The 13,733-nt window shown below is 48.6% G+C and carries 10 protein-coding genes and 1 pseudogene; 5 read left to right on the top strand and 6 right to left on the bottom strand.

Annotation, left to right across the window (positions count from 1 at the left end; all coding sequences use genetic code 11):
* The first annotated feature begins 310 nt into the window (after positions 1–310).
* Genes NBH15_RS23255 through NBH15_RS23265 form a run of 3 tightly spaced genes read left to right on the top strand, consistent with a single transcriptional unit; the run spans position 311 to position 2,098 of the window.
* Positions 311–586 carry a hypothetical protein gene (locus NBH15_RS23255; protein WP_250823664.1) on the top strand — a complete coding sequence of 92 codons (276 nt, stop codon included), beginning with the start codon at positions 311–313 and terminating at the stop codon, positions 584–586.
* Positions 519–1,337 carry a DUF362 domain-containing protein gene (locus NBH15_RS23260; RefSeq protein ID WP_250823665.1) on the top strand — a complete coding sequence of 273 codons (819 nt, stop codon included), beginning with the start codon at positions 519–521 and terminating at the stop codon, positions 1,335–1,337. The genes NBH15_RS23255 and NBH15_RS23260 overlap by 68 nt, the downstream gene beginning before the upstream one ends.
* Positions 1,334–2,098 (top strand): DUF6599 family protein, encoded by a 765-nt coding sequence (locus tag NBH15_RS23265; protein ID WP_128132885.1) that lies wholly within the window; start codon positions 1,334–1,336, stop codon positions 2,096–2,098. Before NBH15_RS23260 ends, NBH15_RS23265 begins: the two co-directional genes overlap by 4 nt.
* 149 nt (positions 2,099–2,247) lie before the next feature.
* Here NBH15_RS23265 and NBH15_RS23270 read toward each other — a convergent pair.
* The 6 genes and pseudogenes from NBH15_RS23270 to NBH15_RS23295 all read right to left on the bottom strand — a co-directional run.
* A pseudogene (locus tag NBH15_RS23270) lies at positions 2,248–2,700 on the bottom strand (ATP-binding cassette domain-containing protein); the annotation flags it as partial.
* Positions 2,701–2,726: 26 nt separating this feature from the next.
* Entirely contained in the window at positions 2,727–3,983 is a 1,257-nt protein-coding gene (locus NBH15_RS23275; protein ID WP_250823666.1) for a PepSY-associated TM helix domain-containing protein, read from the bottom strand.
* A complete protein-coding gene (locus NBH15_RS23280) occupies positions 3,980–4,810 on the bottom strand; it encodes an alpha/beta hydrolase (RefSeq protein ID WP_250823667.1) in 831 nt (276 codons plus the stop codon). Before NBH15_RS23280 ends, NBH15_RS23275 begins: the two co-directional genes overlap by 4 nt.
* A gap of 16 nt (positions 4,811–4,826) precedes the next feature.
* Positions 4,827–6,239, bottom strand: coding sequence for a DUF4374 domain-containing protein (locus tag NBH15_RS23285; RefSeq protein ID WP_250823668.1), 1,413 nt, complete (start codon positions 6,237–6,239; stop codon positions 4,827–4,829).
* Between the two features lie 44 nt (positions 6,240–6,283).
* Positions 6,284–8,581 carry a TonB-dependent receptor gene (locus NBH15_RS23290; RefSeq protein WP_250823678.1) on the bottom strand — a complete coding sequence of 766 codons (2,298 nt, stop codon included), beginning with the start codon at positions 8,579–8,581 and terminating at the stop codon, positions 6,284–6,286.
* Between the two features lie 317 nt (positions 8,582–8,898).
* Complete coding sequence (locus NBH15_RS23295) at positions 8,899–9,684, bottom strand: DUF6261 family protein (RefSeq protein ID WP_250823669.1); 786 nt, start codon at positions 9,682–9,684, stop codon at positions 8,899–8,901.
* A 908-nt stretch (positions 9,685–10,592) separates the two neighbouring features.
* On the opposite strand from NBH15_RS23295, the gene NBH15_RS23300 reads away from it, so the two are divergent.
* Together NBH15_RS23300 and NBH15_RS23305 are read left to right on the top strand one after the other, a co-directional pair.
* Complete coding sequence (locus NBH15_RS23300; protein ID WP_250823670.1) at positions 10,593–11,579, top strand: HmuY family protein; 987 nt, start codon at positions 10,593–10,595, stop codon at positions 11,577–11,579.
* Positions 11,580–11,597: 18 nt separating this feature from the next.
* Positions 11,598–13,730, top strand: coding sequence for a TonB-dependent receptor (locus tag NBH15_RS23305; protein ID WP_250823671.1), 2,133 nt, complete (start codon positions 11,598–11,600; stop codon positions 13,728–13,730).
* The last annotated feature ends 3 nt before the right edge of the window (positions 13,731–13,733 follow it).

Consider the following 13,733-nt stretch of genomic DNA (forward strand, 5'->3'; position numbering starts at 1 on the left):
GCGTCTAAAGTAAGAGCTACCAAAGGGCTGTTGGTACACTCCTTTGGAAAATTGGCAATTGCTCTACTTTCTTATGTTAATTTTTAATCTTTGAATCAGGTCGCCAACTCCTGATTCGCATTAATACTTAATAAATACGGTACAAAGGTAGGACGGGCTTCCATATAGTAAAATACCTAGCAATGGGTATTTTTACTGAAGGCGTACCTACTTTTGTGGAAATGGAATAATAGAATAATCTGCCTGAAAACAACTAAGCACCGGAGAAAATCAATACCTTAGCAGCCTGAAGGCTTAATAATGTAATGCCATGAAAAGAAGAAATTTTTTTCGTTCGTTAGCCCTTGGAGGGGCGAGTGTTGCTTTTTCTCCCATCGTGAAGGCTGCCCCTTCGGTGCAGGCGGTCAAAGAGAAGCCGGCAACCAATATAAAGGAAGCTCTTGCCATTCCCCGAAATGGGAATTCTATGCCGGGCAAATATCCCGGGAAAGTGGTAAAAGCGACTCACCCCGGTTGTATTGTTGACGGGCAACCGTCGGAGGACGCTGCTGTCTACTTCGCACGCCCTGACGCAATCTATTATTAACCAGTTGGAAGAGGCCGGCATCTCCTGGAAAAACATCGTTATCTGGGACAGGCGGGAGGCAGACCTGAAAGAGTCCGGCTTTACCCCGGAGAATTACCCCGATATCCGCATCATCGGTACGGAATACACTGATGAGAACGGCAGCTATATCAATGCCGAAGGAAAGTTTTACGGGGAAGAACGGATTGACAAAGAGCACTATTACTTTGTTGATTTGGAGGGCGAGTATGATGCCTATACCATGCCGTTCATGATTAATGGCGGAAAATACTCTTACTTCACAAAGATATGTACGGAGATGGTGACGAAAATCATCAACGTCCCGGTGCTGAAGAATGCGGGAACGACGATTACTTCCTGTATGAAGAACCTGGCTTTCGGTTCTATTACCAATACGGCGCGGCTTCACGGCCCAATGTGGCACGACACCTGCGCTTCGGCTTGTGCCTTTCCTCCTTTGCGTGATAAGGTGGTATTGAATATTACCGACGGTATGATTGGCTGTTTCGATGGCGGGCCGGCTGCCAATCCGCAGTTTATCTGTCATTACAATACGATTCTGGCGGGAAGCGACCCGGTGGCAGTCGACCGTATCGGTTATGATATGGTGATTGCCAAACGTATCGAAGAAGGCGTGCAGGAGGAAGAGAAAGCCGGGGCACGTGGCTTTATGGATATGGCACAGGAGTTCAAGTTGGGAGTAGCCGATAAGGAAAAGATAGAACTGGTCGAAATAAATTTGCAGGCATGAAACACGTTATACACTGGTTGGGACTTTTGATGTTTATCCCGGCTTTCCTGGCAGCACAGGAGGTTGAGGTGAAAAGGGAGCGCGAATTTACCGGTTCCGGCCTTTATGGTTTTATGAACGGGGGAGCGGAACAGTTCCTCGAATACGGTGTCAGTAAGCTGGTAGCCCGCGATGTCGTTTACGAAGGGCAGGAATATACGGTTGAGATTTATGATATGCCAACGCCGGAGGACGCGTTCGGTATTTATTCACTCCATGTGTTCAGATGCCAGCGGGCGGATACTTTGGGGTGTATCGATTGTCTGTCGCCTTACCAGTTGCAGGCTGTGGCTGGGAATAAATATGTGTCGGTCGTTTTTCCTTCCGGTTCGGCGGCGGCAAAAAGTAAGGCGGACGCGGTAATTCGTTATTATCTGCCGATGGATGGTAAGGATAATCCGGCCTTCCCGGAACAGCTGGAAGGATTGTCTCCTTATTCGGGCAAAGTTAAATTCTTCCGGGGGCCTATTGGCATATCCGGGGTCAGCACTTCGCTGATGCATTATCTGGAAGGTGTTGCCTATACAGGTGTCTGGTTTGTGGCCGATAAGCCTTCGAAGAGTTATCGTGCCCTGGTTTGTGTCAAGGAAAAGGGCGAGATAGATAAGCTAAAAGAAAAAGTCCCTGCCTCCGATATTATCCGGAGTGGGAACGATTTCATTTATCTAACCGGTAAGGAACAGGAAGCTGAAGAGGATACTCATGGCGGTTTCGGATTCTGATACCAGTTTCTTCCTAAGGAAACTTCAGTTTCCTGCGGAAGAAACTCTAGTTCCCTGCCGAGGAAATTACAGTTTCCTGCGGAGGAAACGCGAGTTTCCAAAGAGGGTAACTACGAGGAAACTGTAATTGGCTGACCGTTAGCTTAGTATTATAATCTCCATCCAATCGTTTTTCCTTGTATCGTCCCTAGCTTGTGGTAAAGTCCTTGGTTACGGAGTAATTCATCATGCCTCCCTTGTTCGGCGATGCAGCCGTTTTCGAGGACGATGATTTTGTCGGCATTGCGGATGGTTTTCAGGCAATGGGCGATGACGATGACGGTGCGGCCCTCAATCAGGGTGTTGATGGCTTTCTGCACTTCCACTTCGTTTTCCGGGTCGAGGAAGGCGGTCGCTTCGTCCAGCAGGACGATGGGAGCCTCTTCCAGGATGGCGCGGGCGATGGAGAGACGCTGTTTCTCTCCGCCGGAGAGGGTACAACCTCCTTCACCGACCATCGTGTCGTAACCACCCGGCAGGCGCATGATGAAATCGTGGCAGCAGGCTTTGTGGGCAGCGGCTTCTATTTCTTCGTCGGTCGCATCCGATTTGCCGAAGCGGATGCAGCCTTGATGAATCGAGTGACCCTTTATTTCTTCCTTTTCCGCATCTTCCTTTTCCGCATCTTCTTTTTAATCCAGAAATAATAACCGGTTATGGCGAAGACTGCGCCGAGGAAAGACACCAGGCAGCTCAGGATTTTTGTTGTCATGCCACCCCAGGTGCCGGCATGTACGGAATATATCCAGCCTCTTATCTTTCCTGATTTGGGGAGGTCTTTGTATAACTGGATATCGGTGATTTGGCCCGTTGCCGCATCGAATGTGTAACGGTCGCTACCCCGGGTATTACCGTATCGTGCAGCGGAGACCGAAGCTGAACCGTCCTGGATGGTGATGGAGTTGTATGCCGGATAGCGATGCTGCAAATCCGATAGAACGTTCGCCCAGACTGTATAATCCGTTCTTTTCTGTTGCCTTTCTTTTCTTTCAGAAGAACCGGAACGTTCCGGATGACCACCTCTCTCCCTGTTTCTTTCCCGTTTTTCGCCGGCAGGTCTGTCGTCTGAGCCTCTCTCCCCGCGGCCTCTTTCCCCCGGCTTTTTATCTTCGGGCTGTTCCTGTTGGGCGGAAGGGGCCGGAGCATGTGCCTGCGGCTGGGTTGTCTCTACGCCGAAAGCCGTATAGAACGCATCTCGGTACCAACCGAACGACCAGGTCAGCCCGGTGAGTGTCAGGACGAGCAGAAGCAGGGTGGAGTAAAAGCCTCCCGCCACATGCAGGTCGTAGAAGAAACGGTACCAGCCGGCGTTCGCCTTTATTTTCAGGCGATTCTTCAATGCCTTCCTGTTACGGGGATACCAGATGACAATACCGCTTATCAGAATGATGGCCAGTATGAGTGTGGAGTATCCCACGAGCGCTTTCCCCAGTGAAAAGCTGCCGTCGCGCTTATAGGAGTCGAGCAACCAGCGGTGGAGGCGCATCATCTGCATGAAGAAACCTTGTCCGTCGTTGATGCCGGTGACTTCTGCGGTGTAAGGGTCGATGAAGGCGGCGGCTTTTTTGCCCGGTAGCACCAGTTGGTAGGTACGTTTCGGGTCGGGAGTGACGCGGATGCCGTTTATCTTAATGGAGTCGGGGAGTTGCTGCCGGGCCGATTCTATCAATGCGGCCGGCGGGAGCGGTTCGCCCTTCACCTCTTTTACAAAGTAGTGGGAAGGGTGGCAGAGTTCTTGTATCTCCGTTTCAAATACCTGTATTGCCCCTGTCAGGCAGACAATGGCGATGATGATACCGAAGGGTATGGATAACCATAGATGTATTTTAGCAAAGAGCTTTCTCATTTTCCGAATAATTGTTTTATCCCGTCGTATATTCCCGGAATTGCAACTGTTCCGTGGTTCTCTTCGGGGAATGATTTATGAAAGAAACGCAGGTTCTTCGCCTGCGGCAATACCTCCGTGAGGAGATGGTTTACTTTGTTGAGGTGGATGTCCACCCGGTCGGTCCGTTTCTTCGAAGCGACGCCGATGTACAGGCTTTTACCCGTGAAGTCTTTTCCTTCAACCCATGTGGCTGCTTCCTGCGATAGCTTGCCCTGGTCCCACCACAGGCTCGGGTCGACAGCCAGATAGGTGTCGAACAGCTCCGTATGGCGGAGGAAGGTGTTCAGGGTGAACAGTCCCGCGTAGGAATGGCCTATCAGCATATTCTTTCCGTTCGTCCGGCAGGTGCTGTCGATAACGCCGCGGAGCTCTTCGGTCAGGAAGCGGCTGAATGTTTCGCTTCCGCCGCCCTGGGGAGTGGCATCGGGGGCAATCCGGCCGTCCCGTCCCGCTGCCGAGGCTGTCGGCGTCAGGTCGCGTGTCCGGTCGACGTTGAGCACGCCGATGATGATGCTTTCCGGGAGGTATTTGCCTCTGACCGTTGTAAATGTCCGGCTGATTCCTACCAGCGAATGAAAGAAAGCGTCTCCGTCGAGCAGATAGATGACCGGATATCTTTTCGTTGTATCCTGCTCATAGCCGGCGGGAAGGTGTATCCAGTAGTTCCGTTCCTCATTTAATACGGCAGAGTGGAGAGACTGTTTCTTGCCTATACAAATATCCTCCTGGCTCCGCATGGTTAGCGGGAGCAGGAGGAGTATAAGAAAGATATAAATACGAATCATCTTTCGTTGTTATTGTTTACTTCGCAGCCGCCAGTTTACCGACACCGCTCACTTGTGTAGCTTCGATTGTCAGACCTTTTGTTGCCTGGGCTGTTGCCGGGTCGATTTTGTAGATAGCTGGGTTGCCGCCGCCTTCGTTGAAGGTAACGGTCACGTAAGCGTTGCCTTTTTCAACATACGGAGCGTTGCCAAAGCCGGAAATCTGGTCGGTTGAAGGAAGACCTGTTACGTATGTCAGCTTCTTGTCTCCGGCCTTGAAGATAGCCAACTGGTTGGCTACATAGCCTGTTTCTGTGAGAGGTCTGTCGTACATCAGCAACATGAAATAGTCGTCTGCGATATGCCAGCTGCGGAGGAAAGAGTTACCGTTGGTCAGGGCTTCCAGGTTGCAGTAGTAATCGTCGAACTCAGTGCTTCCGCTGGGGATACGAACGACACCGGCGGGCAGCGTTGTCTTTTGGCGGGCATCGGTCATCGTTTTTGCGAAGCTCGGCGAGAATACATATACGTCACCGTTGTCGGCTGCCCAGATCATTTGGTAATACTGGGATCTGTTACGGCCTGCGGCATAACTGATTTTGTCTGTTTTGATAAGTTTCTTGCTGGTCATGGTTGCATCGTCGAAGATGGCTACCCAGCATTCGTTCGGATACTGTGTCCACTGCAATTCGTCTTTCTTGTAAGCGCTGCTGTTGGAACCGCCCGATTCTTTCTTCACCAGGTCTTCGTTGCCCGGCAATACCCATTTGCCGTTCTGGTCTTTTGTACCGTACTGGCTCAGACCCATCGGAACGGCAGCTGTGTAAATCTTGTTGTTATGTTCCAGCATACCGGACAGGGTTACGTATTCACCGTTACCCAGGAAGTTTTCAGACAAATAGGCTTTGTTCTGCGTATCGTTGGTGGTGAATGTTTCGGCTGCCGGGTCCAGGTAAGAAAGCAGGAATACTTTCGGAGTGTAACCGTTTTCGTCGTTCCATTCCGTAGGACCGTCACCGGTAGAAGAGGTCATGATATATTTGTCGTAGATACCATAGGTGGTAAAACGCTTTACATTGAATTCGGCAGAACGTTTCTTCAGTTCGCCGCTGGCATCCATGATATACGAGCGGGTTCCGCCGGCTTCTCCCTGGTGGTATGTCAGGGCGTAGAGATATTGTTCCTTGAAGAATACCCAGTAGGTTGCACCGTCGTTCACAACGCCGTTGTTGATGGTCGTAACGGTACCTTCGTCCAACGATTCGGCATTGACCAGCACATTGGTTGTATTTCCGGAAGCCGTTACAGAGGCTGCGATTACGTATTCTGCGTTGTTGTCATCATCACCGCCATCACCACCGCCGGTAGATGGGTCGTCGTCACACGCAGTCAGTGTCAGTCCGGCCATTGCAGTAGCGAAAAGGCCTGTTAAAAAGAAATTCTTCTTCATCTTGTTTGTTTTAATATTGTTTATTACTATTTATTTTAGAGAGATTAATTACCTAGATAGACACGGACTTTTCCGTAGAATGCCCGTCCTGCTTTTTGCAGGCTGAAGTTGTCGTACAGCTTTTCGTCCGTGAAGTTGCGGCACTCGAACGAGATGTTGTAACGTCCGTTCTGAAGGCTGTAAGAGAGAGTCAGGTTGTGTGAGAACTGGTTCGGCACCACATATTCGCCTTTATTCGAACCGATGATGGAAGAATAATAGGTAAAGCTATGCAGGTACTGATTGTCGTAAGTAACTATCAGCGTGTTGCCTTTCTTCCAGAGGTTACGCCAGTAGAAGGTCACGTCGGAGTCGGCGAAACGGTACGGAAGGTTCGGCATACGCTGTTTATAGGCGATATTGTTTGCGCCGTTACTGATGGCCGTTTTCTGGTTGTCGCGGACATTCATCTGCGTATAGTTTCCACCCAGGCTCAGCCAGTTCGCAAAGCTGTAACGGGCGGAGATGTTATAGCCTTTGGTCAGCACCTTGCCGTAGTTGATGTAGCTTGCCGCCTGTTTGCCGCCGCTCAGGTCGGTGATGTTACGCTGGATATAGTCTTTGGTGTTGCGGTAAATCAAACCGCCTTCCACATATACGTTATGTTTGTTGAATGCTTTGTTGTAGCTGACATTCAGGTTCAGGTTGTCGCTGTTTTCCGGTTTGATGCCCATGTCGCCCATCTCAAGGTCTTCGTTTCCGAACATTTCCTCGATGGTAGGCAGGCGGTAGGCTTTTTCGTAAGACAGTTTGGCCTGCAAACCCGGCAGTACGAAGTAGGTACCGGCGGCCCCGTATCCCATCGAGTTGACGCTGCGGGAGGTGCGGACATATTCTGAACTTGTGTTATCAGTTGCTATCGGACCGGCTACATACTGGTTGTAATGCTTTCCGAAGACAGACAGGTTCCAATGTTCTGACGGCATCAGGCGGTAAGAGAGGCCGGCAATGTTTTTGCGTGTCTCCTTGTCGATGGCATCCGTCAGTTCCTCGTTTGTCAGCAGTGAGGTGTTGGAGCGGCGGAAGGCGGTCAGTACGTTGTTGAACGTAAACATATGTGCCTTGCCGATGCGGTAGTTGAGGGTGACCGTACCGTTCCAGTTGTTGTTGTCCGAACGGGTGTGCTGGTAGGACTGTTCGCCGCGTGAGTTCATCAGGTGCTTGTCGCCTGCCCAGTTATATTCGTAGGCGGAGGTATCCACGTTGGTCGTCAGGTTCTTGTTGTAATTGGCGGTGAATACCAGGTCGAGACCATCGGTGAACAGGTTGCGTTTGTTGTATTCCAGCGACGGCATCAGGGAATGGCCTTTACGGTGCTTCTCACCGTAAACCGTGTTCTGGCGTACCCCCGTCTGTATATCCTGGTACATATTGGAATAAGTGAAACCGAACAACAGGCGGTCGGCCCATTTCCTGTTGACAAATCCCAGCTTTCCGGTGATGGCTTCGTTATGGTAGGTGTCGTTGAAGCGTTTCACACGTTCTTTCTTATCCGTGTCGAGACGTCCCGTTTCGAAATCCTTTACCGGGGCATCCACATAGTAATCGTTGTCCGAATAGTTCTGGAAAGCATTGATTTCGTAAGTGAAACCGTTATCCAGTGTCTGTCCGAAGTTGACGTATGATTTGTGCGTATTGAACGAGCCGAAAGAATAGGAGGCGTCGAGGAACCAGTTGCGGCGTTTCTTGTTCGTCACGATATTGACAACGCCGCCGATGGCATCCGTTCCGAAACCGACGGGGACTACTCCTTTATATACTTCGATGCGTTCGGCGAAATTGACCGGTATATTATTCAGGGCGAACGAACTGCCTACGCCTTCCTGCGGCACGCCGTCGATAAAGACCTTCACGTGCTTTCCGCTGAAACCGTCGAGCATCAGTTGCATGTCCGAGCCTACACCGCCCGATTCGCGGAGTTTCATGCCCGGTGCTTTGGCGAGTGCGTCGCTCAGGCTTTTGGTGGAGTTTTGCAGTTCCTTGGTATCCACGGCTATGGCGTTGAAAGCCGAACGTTTCAGGCGGCTGATGCCGTTGGAAACGACTACGACTTCGTCCAGTTCTTCCACTTGCGGAGTGATGGTGATATTTTGTTTTACGCGTTCGCCGTTGATAAGCCTGACTTGCTTTTCAACTGTTTTATAGCCGATGGCGGATACGACCAGTGTATAATTTCCTGCGGGAGCTTTGAGATGGTAGATACCTTCTTCATTCGTTGTTCCCCCGTAGTTGGTACCTTTCAGATAGACTGTTGCAAAATCAACAATCTCTTTCTCCGTCGAGAGGATTTTTCCGGAAATCATCGCATCGTTTTGTGCATAAGTAATCACCGATGATAGTAGTAATATCACTATCAAGGATATTTTATAAAAACTTGTTTTCAATGTAAATTCTTTTTGCCGTTATTAAACCGGTGCAAATTTCCGCATAAAAAGAAGGCACATCAATCGCAAGGAATAGGTAAAGATTGATAAATGTATCATAATTGTAATAGGATGCAATAGCTATTAGTAGGTAATTTCCGTTTTTGTGCTTGCGGGAGTAACCAACCCCTAAAAACAAAAAGAAGGTATTACAAACCGTCTGTCAGCAATACCTTCTTCTTATCTTTCCGTCCGGATTATTCAATTTCCGGTCTGTCGTCCTTTTTCTTTTTGTTAGCGTTTCTTGTCGAACGTGCAGCCAGTATAGTCTGCTGGTAATCGATCAGTTTATTCATGTTGTTGACAACAGCCAGGTAATCTTCCTCCCCGTTCACCTCGATCAGCGCGTTGATACGTCTCACAATTGCCCGGTAGGCCTTGTCGGTTTCTTCGCGTTTGGCCTTTGAGGCGCCGGTTATCGTGGCAGCCTGAATGGCATTGCGGTCGGAGAAGAGTTGGATGAACCGGTTATTCAGTATTTCCAGCTGGTCGACCCATTCTTTCAGACCGATGGCCGACAACCGGTTATGTTCAATTCCGGTCGATTCGATTTCCGGCCGGTCCTCTTTGGGAGGATTGTCATACGCTTTTAAATCTTGTATCAGATTTTCAATCACTCCGTTTTCCTTGATATAAGGCAGTGAACGTGGGTCACCATACTTGTCGATGATGTCGCTGACCTCTTTGGCGATGGCGGCTTTGTCCGGGTCGAAATATTTAATCATGTTATGAGCTTGTACCGAGGTGCCCGAATAAGCCTGGTCGCGTTGGTTGTCGATGTCTAGCAGTTGGGCCGTCATCGGGTCCTTGCCGCCGGGTTTGAGCACCTCGTCGAACTGGGCGAACGCGGCTGCATAGGCTTCGTGCAACGGGGTTACTTTTGCATCAGTACATTTGGCTGTTTCGATAAGCATCAATTGGTGGAAACCGAAATCTTCTTCCTGATGGAGCTTTTTTAAGTCCAAGCTTTTGATTTGTGTCATATTCTATTTGTTTTTATGTAATAAAAGGCTTGCCGGCTTTCGGCGAGTCTGTTTTTGCTTAAAAAATACGTTTCCGGCTTTCGGCCGGTTATTTCTGATGTAAGAAATTGTTTTCCGGTCTCCGGCGAGCTATTTCTGTAACAAAATGTAACTCGCCGGGCTTCGGACAGGTGTTTTTGTTACGAAAAATGATCGGCCCCCGTCCGGAAAGCTGTTTTTGTGACAAAAAGTAACTCGCCGGATGTCGGACGCATTACTTTTTATCGCTCGGAGGTAAAAGTAGTGGTTTCTTACCGGATAAATAAGACCGGTTTAGTTGTTAGATAACATCTTTTGCCTTTTTTATGGGCGAAGGGGGAGAGGAGAGATTCATAGTTAGAAATAATTGAGCTATCTGTTTAGTGACTGGTTGTAACTGTCTCCCCTCTGGAGAGGGGGTAGGGGGTGTGTTAAAGCCAGTCTATAAAACAGACCTTGTTACAGGTTTATTTGCCGTTTGCTTCAGCTGACGGATTAGTAAAGGGTCTATTTCATTGGACTTTAGTCCTATTTCTTACAGTTTTCTATCTAGGAGAAATGTGGCTGAAGCCAAAAGAGAGAAACAACTTGTAAACCGTCAGCTGAAGCAAACGGCAAATGAACCTGTAATAGTTAAGTAGCTCTGATTATGAAGGTTGTATAGGCGGGAATATGACACACCCCCTTCCCCCTCTCCAGAGGGGAGCCAGGTACAACCAGTTGCTATAAACAAACACTCACATCTGATAATACCCGAACCATCCAAAAAGTAACTACCTACTAATAGGTAGGATGTCTTCTTTTTTTACCTTTTTTTAGGGATTTCACATCTTTTTATAAAACCGGAACTTTGCTGTCACAAAAGGTTTTTATAAAATAATAGTAACGCAATGAAAAAGAATTTTTACTTATTAGCTGTATTAGTTATCAGCTCTTTAACTGTGTTTTCCGCTTGTGGCGATGATGATGACAATGGTGGTGGAGATACAGAAGAGACTGTGAAAGATGTGATGCTCGACGCTACGGCTTATGATAAATGGATGTATTTTAGTTTTAAGGATGGCACATCGGTTGCTCATGAGATTGAACCGGTGGCAGGGACTTATGTTGGTGATGCTACTCTTGTAGCTATGGGAAGAGAGACAGTATATAATGATGTTAAACTGGAGGTAAGCCGCGTTGAAGGTGACTCACTTCTGCTCACGATAAAAGATTTTAATGCAATGATAGGTACAGCTGATTTACCAGTAGGTACATCTGTTGCAGCCGATACGGAAGGATGGAGTTTATCAGCAGGAGCAGAAAATTCTATAACTATCGGTGAATATGATATCGTTGTTGCCTGTAAAGATGGTAAGATTGAAGGCGATAATATCACGTTGGATATGACGATTTATGTAGCTGCAATGATGGGAGGTACAACTATGCCCGTTACTTACAAAGGTAAACTCGAAACTCGTACCGGCATCGACGAAACTTCTTTCAACTGGGATATCGCCCTTCATCGTTATGATGTAAAGACAAATGGTGCCTCGGCTGTAGAAACAACTGAATCAGATATTAAAAAGGTGACAGCTATTCCTTCCAGTGGTTATGTGGCTGATATCAAAACAGACAGTCTTATCATTGATAATTCCGGCATGATGAATAATAAGGTAGGATATGCTACTTCCAATATCAATGAAGTATTGAACAAAGGCATCGAATTCAGTTCCGTACCTATGCCTCCTACGCCGGCAAACTGGACGATGAGCAATAAAGTTTACGTCATCAAATTGAAATCCGGCGAATACGCAAAGATCAAATTCACCGATTATTCAAACGACGCTGATGTTAAAGGTCATATCTCCTTTGAATACGTATATCCTTTTAAGTAACAAACTCTAATTTCTTATATGAAAACGATATTATTGATCCTCGTGTCAATATTAATATGCGGAAACCTGTCGGCGAATGAACCTCCCCGACAGGTTTCCGGTTGTATAACCGATGAAAAGGGGGAAACATTGCCTTATGCCAATATCCTGGTGAAAGGCACCACCCACGGTACGGCCTCCGACCTCGACGGCAATTACCGTCTGGTTATTCCGAAGCCCGGCGAATACCGTCTTCTCATTAAATACGCCGGTTTCGCTCCTTTCGAACAACGTATCTTCCTGAGTGGCGACACGACCATCAACTTCCGTCTGAAAGAGGATGCCCTCAACCTGAATGAAGTAACCGTTACGGCTACCCGCACGCCGAAGTTGCTGAAAGACGCTCCCGTCATCACCCGTGTGATCACCTCCACCGACATAAAGAAACTCAATGCCGTCACCGTGCAGGATTTGCTGGCAACGGAATTGCCGGGTATGGAGTTCACCCGCCAGATGGACGGACAGATCGCTATCAACATGCAGGGAATGAGTGGCAAGTACGTGCTTTTCCTGATCGATGGTGAACGCATGGCGGGCGAAACGCTCAACAATGTGGATTACAACCGCCTCAACGCTGACCATATCGAACGGATCGAGATCGTGAAAGGTGCCGCCTCGGCCCTCTACGGGTCGAGTGCGATCGGAGGAGTTGTCAACATCATCACGAAGGAACCTTCCAAACCCCTCGAAGTGAATGTGAACGGCTATTACGGCAGCAACAACGAGCAGCGTTACGGCGGGACGATCGGCACGAAGCAGAAAAACGTCAGCAGCCTGACCTCCGTCATGTACAAGAACAGGGATCATTATATATTAAGAAATTCATCCCGCACCGACTCCGCTATCATCTATGGTGGAAAAGACCTGAGCGTCGACGAAAAGTTGTCGTGGAAGCTATCCGACAAGATCACCCTGACCGGAAAAGGCGGTTTCTACACCCGTCTGGCAGATAATGCGAACGATAAGAAAACCGACCGTTACCGCGATTACAATGGAAGTGTCCGCATGAATTACCTGATCTCGGATAAGCAGGACCTGACAGTCTCCTACCTGTTGGACCGCTACAACAAATACGATCATTATACGAAGAACGATGTCGATTCATTGAATTACCGTAACACCCAGCATACGGCGCGTGCCCAGTATAACTACTCCTTTACGCCGGGCAATACCCTGATCGGGGGAGCCGAGTTCTTCCGTGACGAGTTGATGTCTTACCAGTTCAATGGCGATACGCATGCTACCAATGACTATATTCTGTATGCCCAGCACGATTTCAACGTGACGGAGCAGTTCAATCTGGTGTATGGAGGACGTATGGACTATTACAACTCTTTCGGAGCACATGTCAGTCCGAATGTCTCATTGATGTATAAGCTCAAGCCGCTGACATTTCGTACTTCCTATTCGCGCGGTTTCCGTGCCCCGTCGCTGAAAGAGATGTGGACCGAATGGGATATGGGCGGTATGAATATGTTCATTATTGCCGGTGACCCGAACCTGAAGCCGGAGATCAGCGATAATTTCTCTTTGTCTGCCGAGTATTCCCGCGACCGGGTGAACTTCTCCGTAATCGGTTATTACAATCATATAAAGGATAAAATCACGACTATCTTCAGCGCCGACAGGGATACCTCCTATTACAGGAATGTGGACAAATCGAAGCTGGCCGGCCTGGATGCGAACCTGGCTGTGAAATGCCCGTATGGCTTTACCGTCAAGGCGGCCTATGCGTATGTACATGAGGATATGAAGCAAAACGGATACAACGTCTCTTCCACCCGTCCGCATTCGGCTACGCTGGGACTGAATTATGAATATACACGGAAGAATTATGAACTGAATGTGGCATTGAATGGCCGCTTCCTGAGCAAACTGGATACGTATGAGGCGAACAGCACGGGCGATCAATTCACCGCAGTACATTATGCCGGCTATCAGAACTGGCGGGTAACGGTTTCACAACGTCTGTTCGGTGCTTATATGCTTCAGGCGACGGTAGATAATATCTTTAATTACAAGCCGGACAATATTGCCTCCAACTCGCCTATGTCGCCGGGTACCACCTTTACGGTCGGGCTTTCCGTCAATATCGACGAACTGTTCAGATAAGCA

Origin of the sequence: Parabacteroides caeci (assembly GCF_023656795.1) — a bacterium.
GTDB lineage: Bacteria > Bacteroidota > Bacteroidia > Bacteroidales > Tannerellaceae > Parabacteroides > Parabacteroides segnis.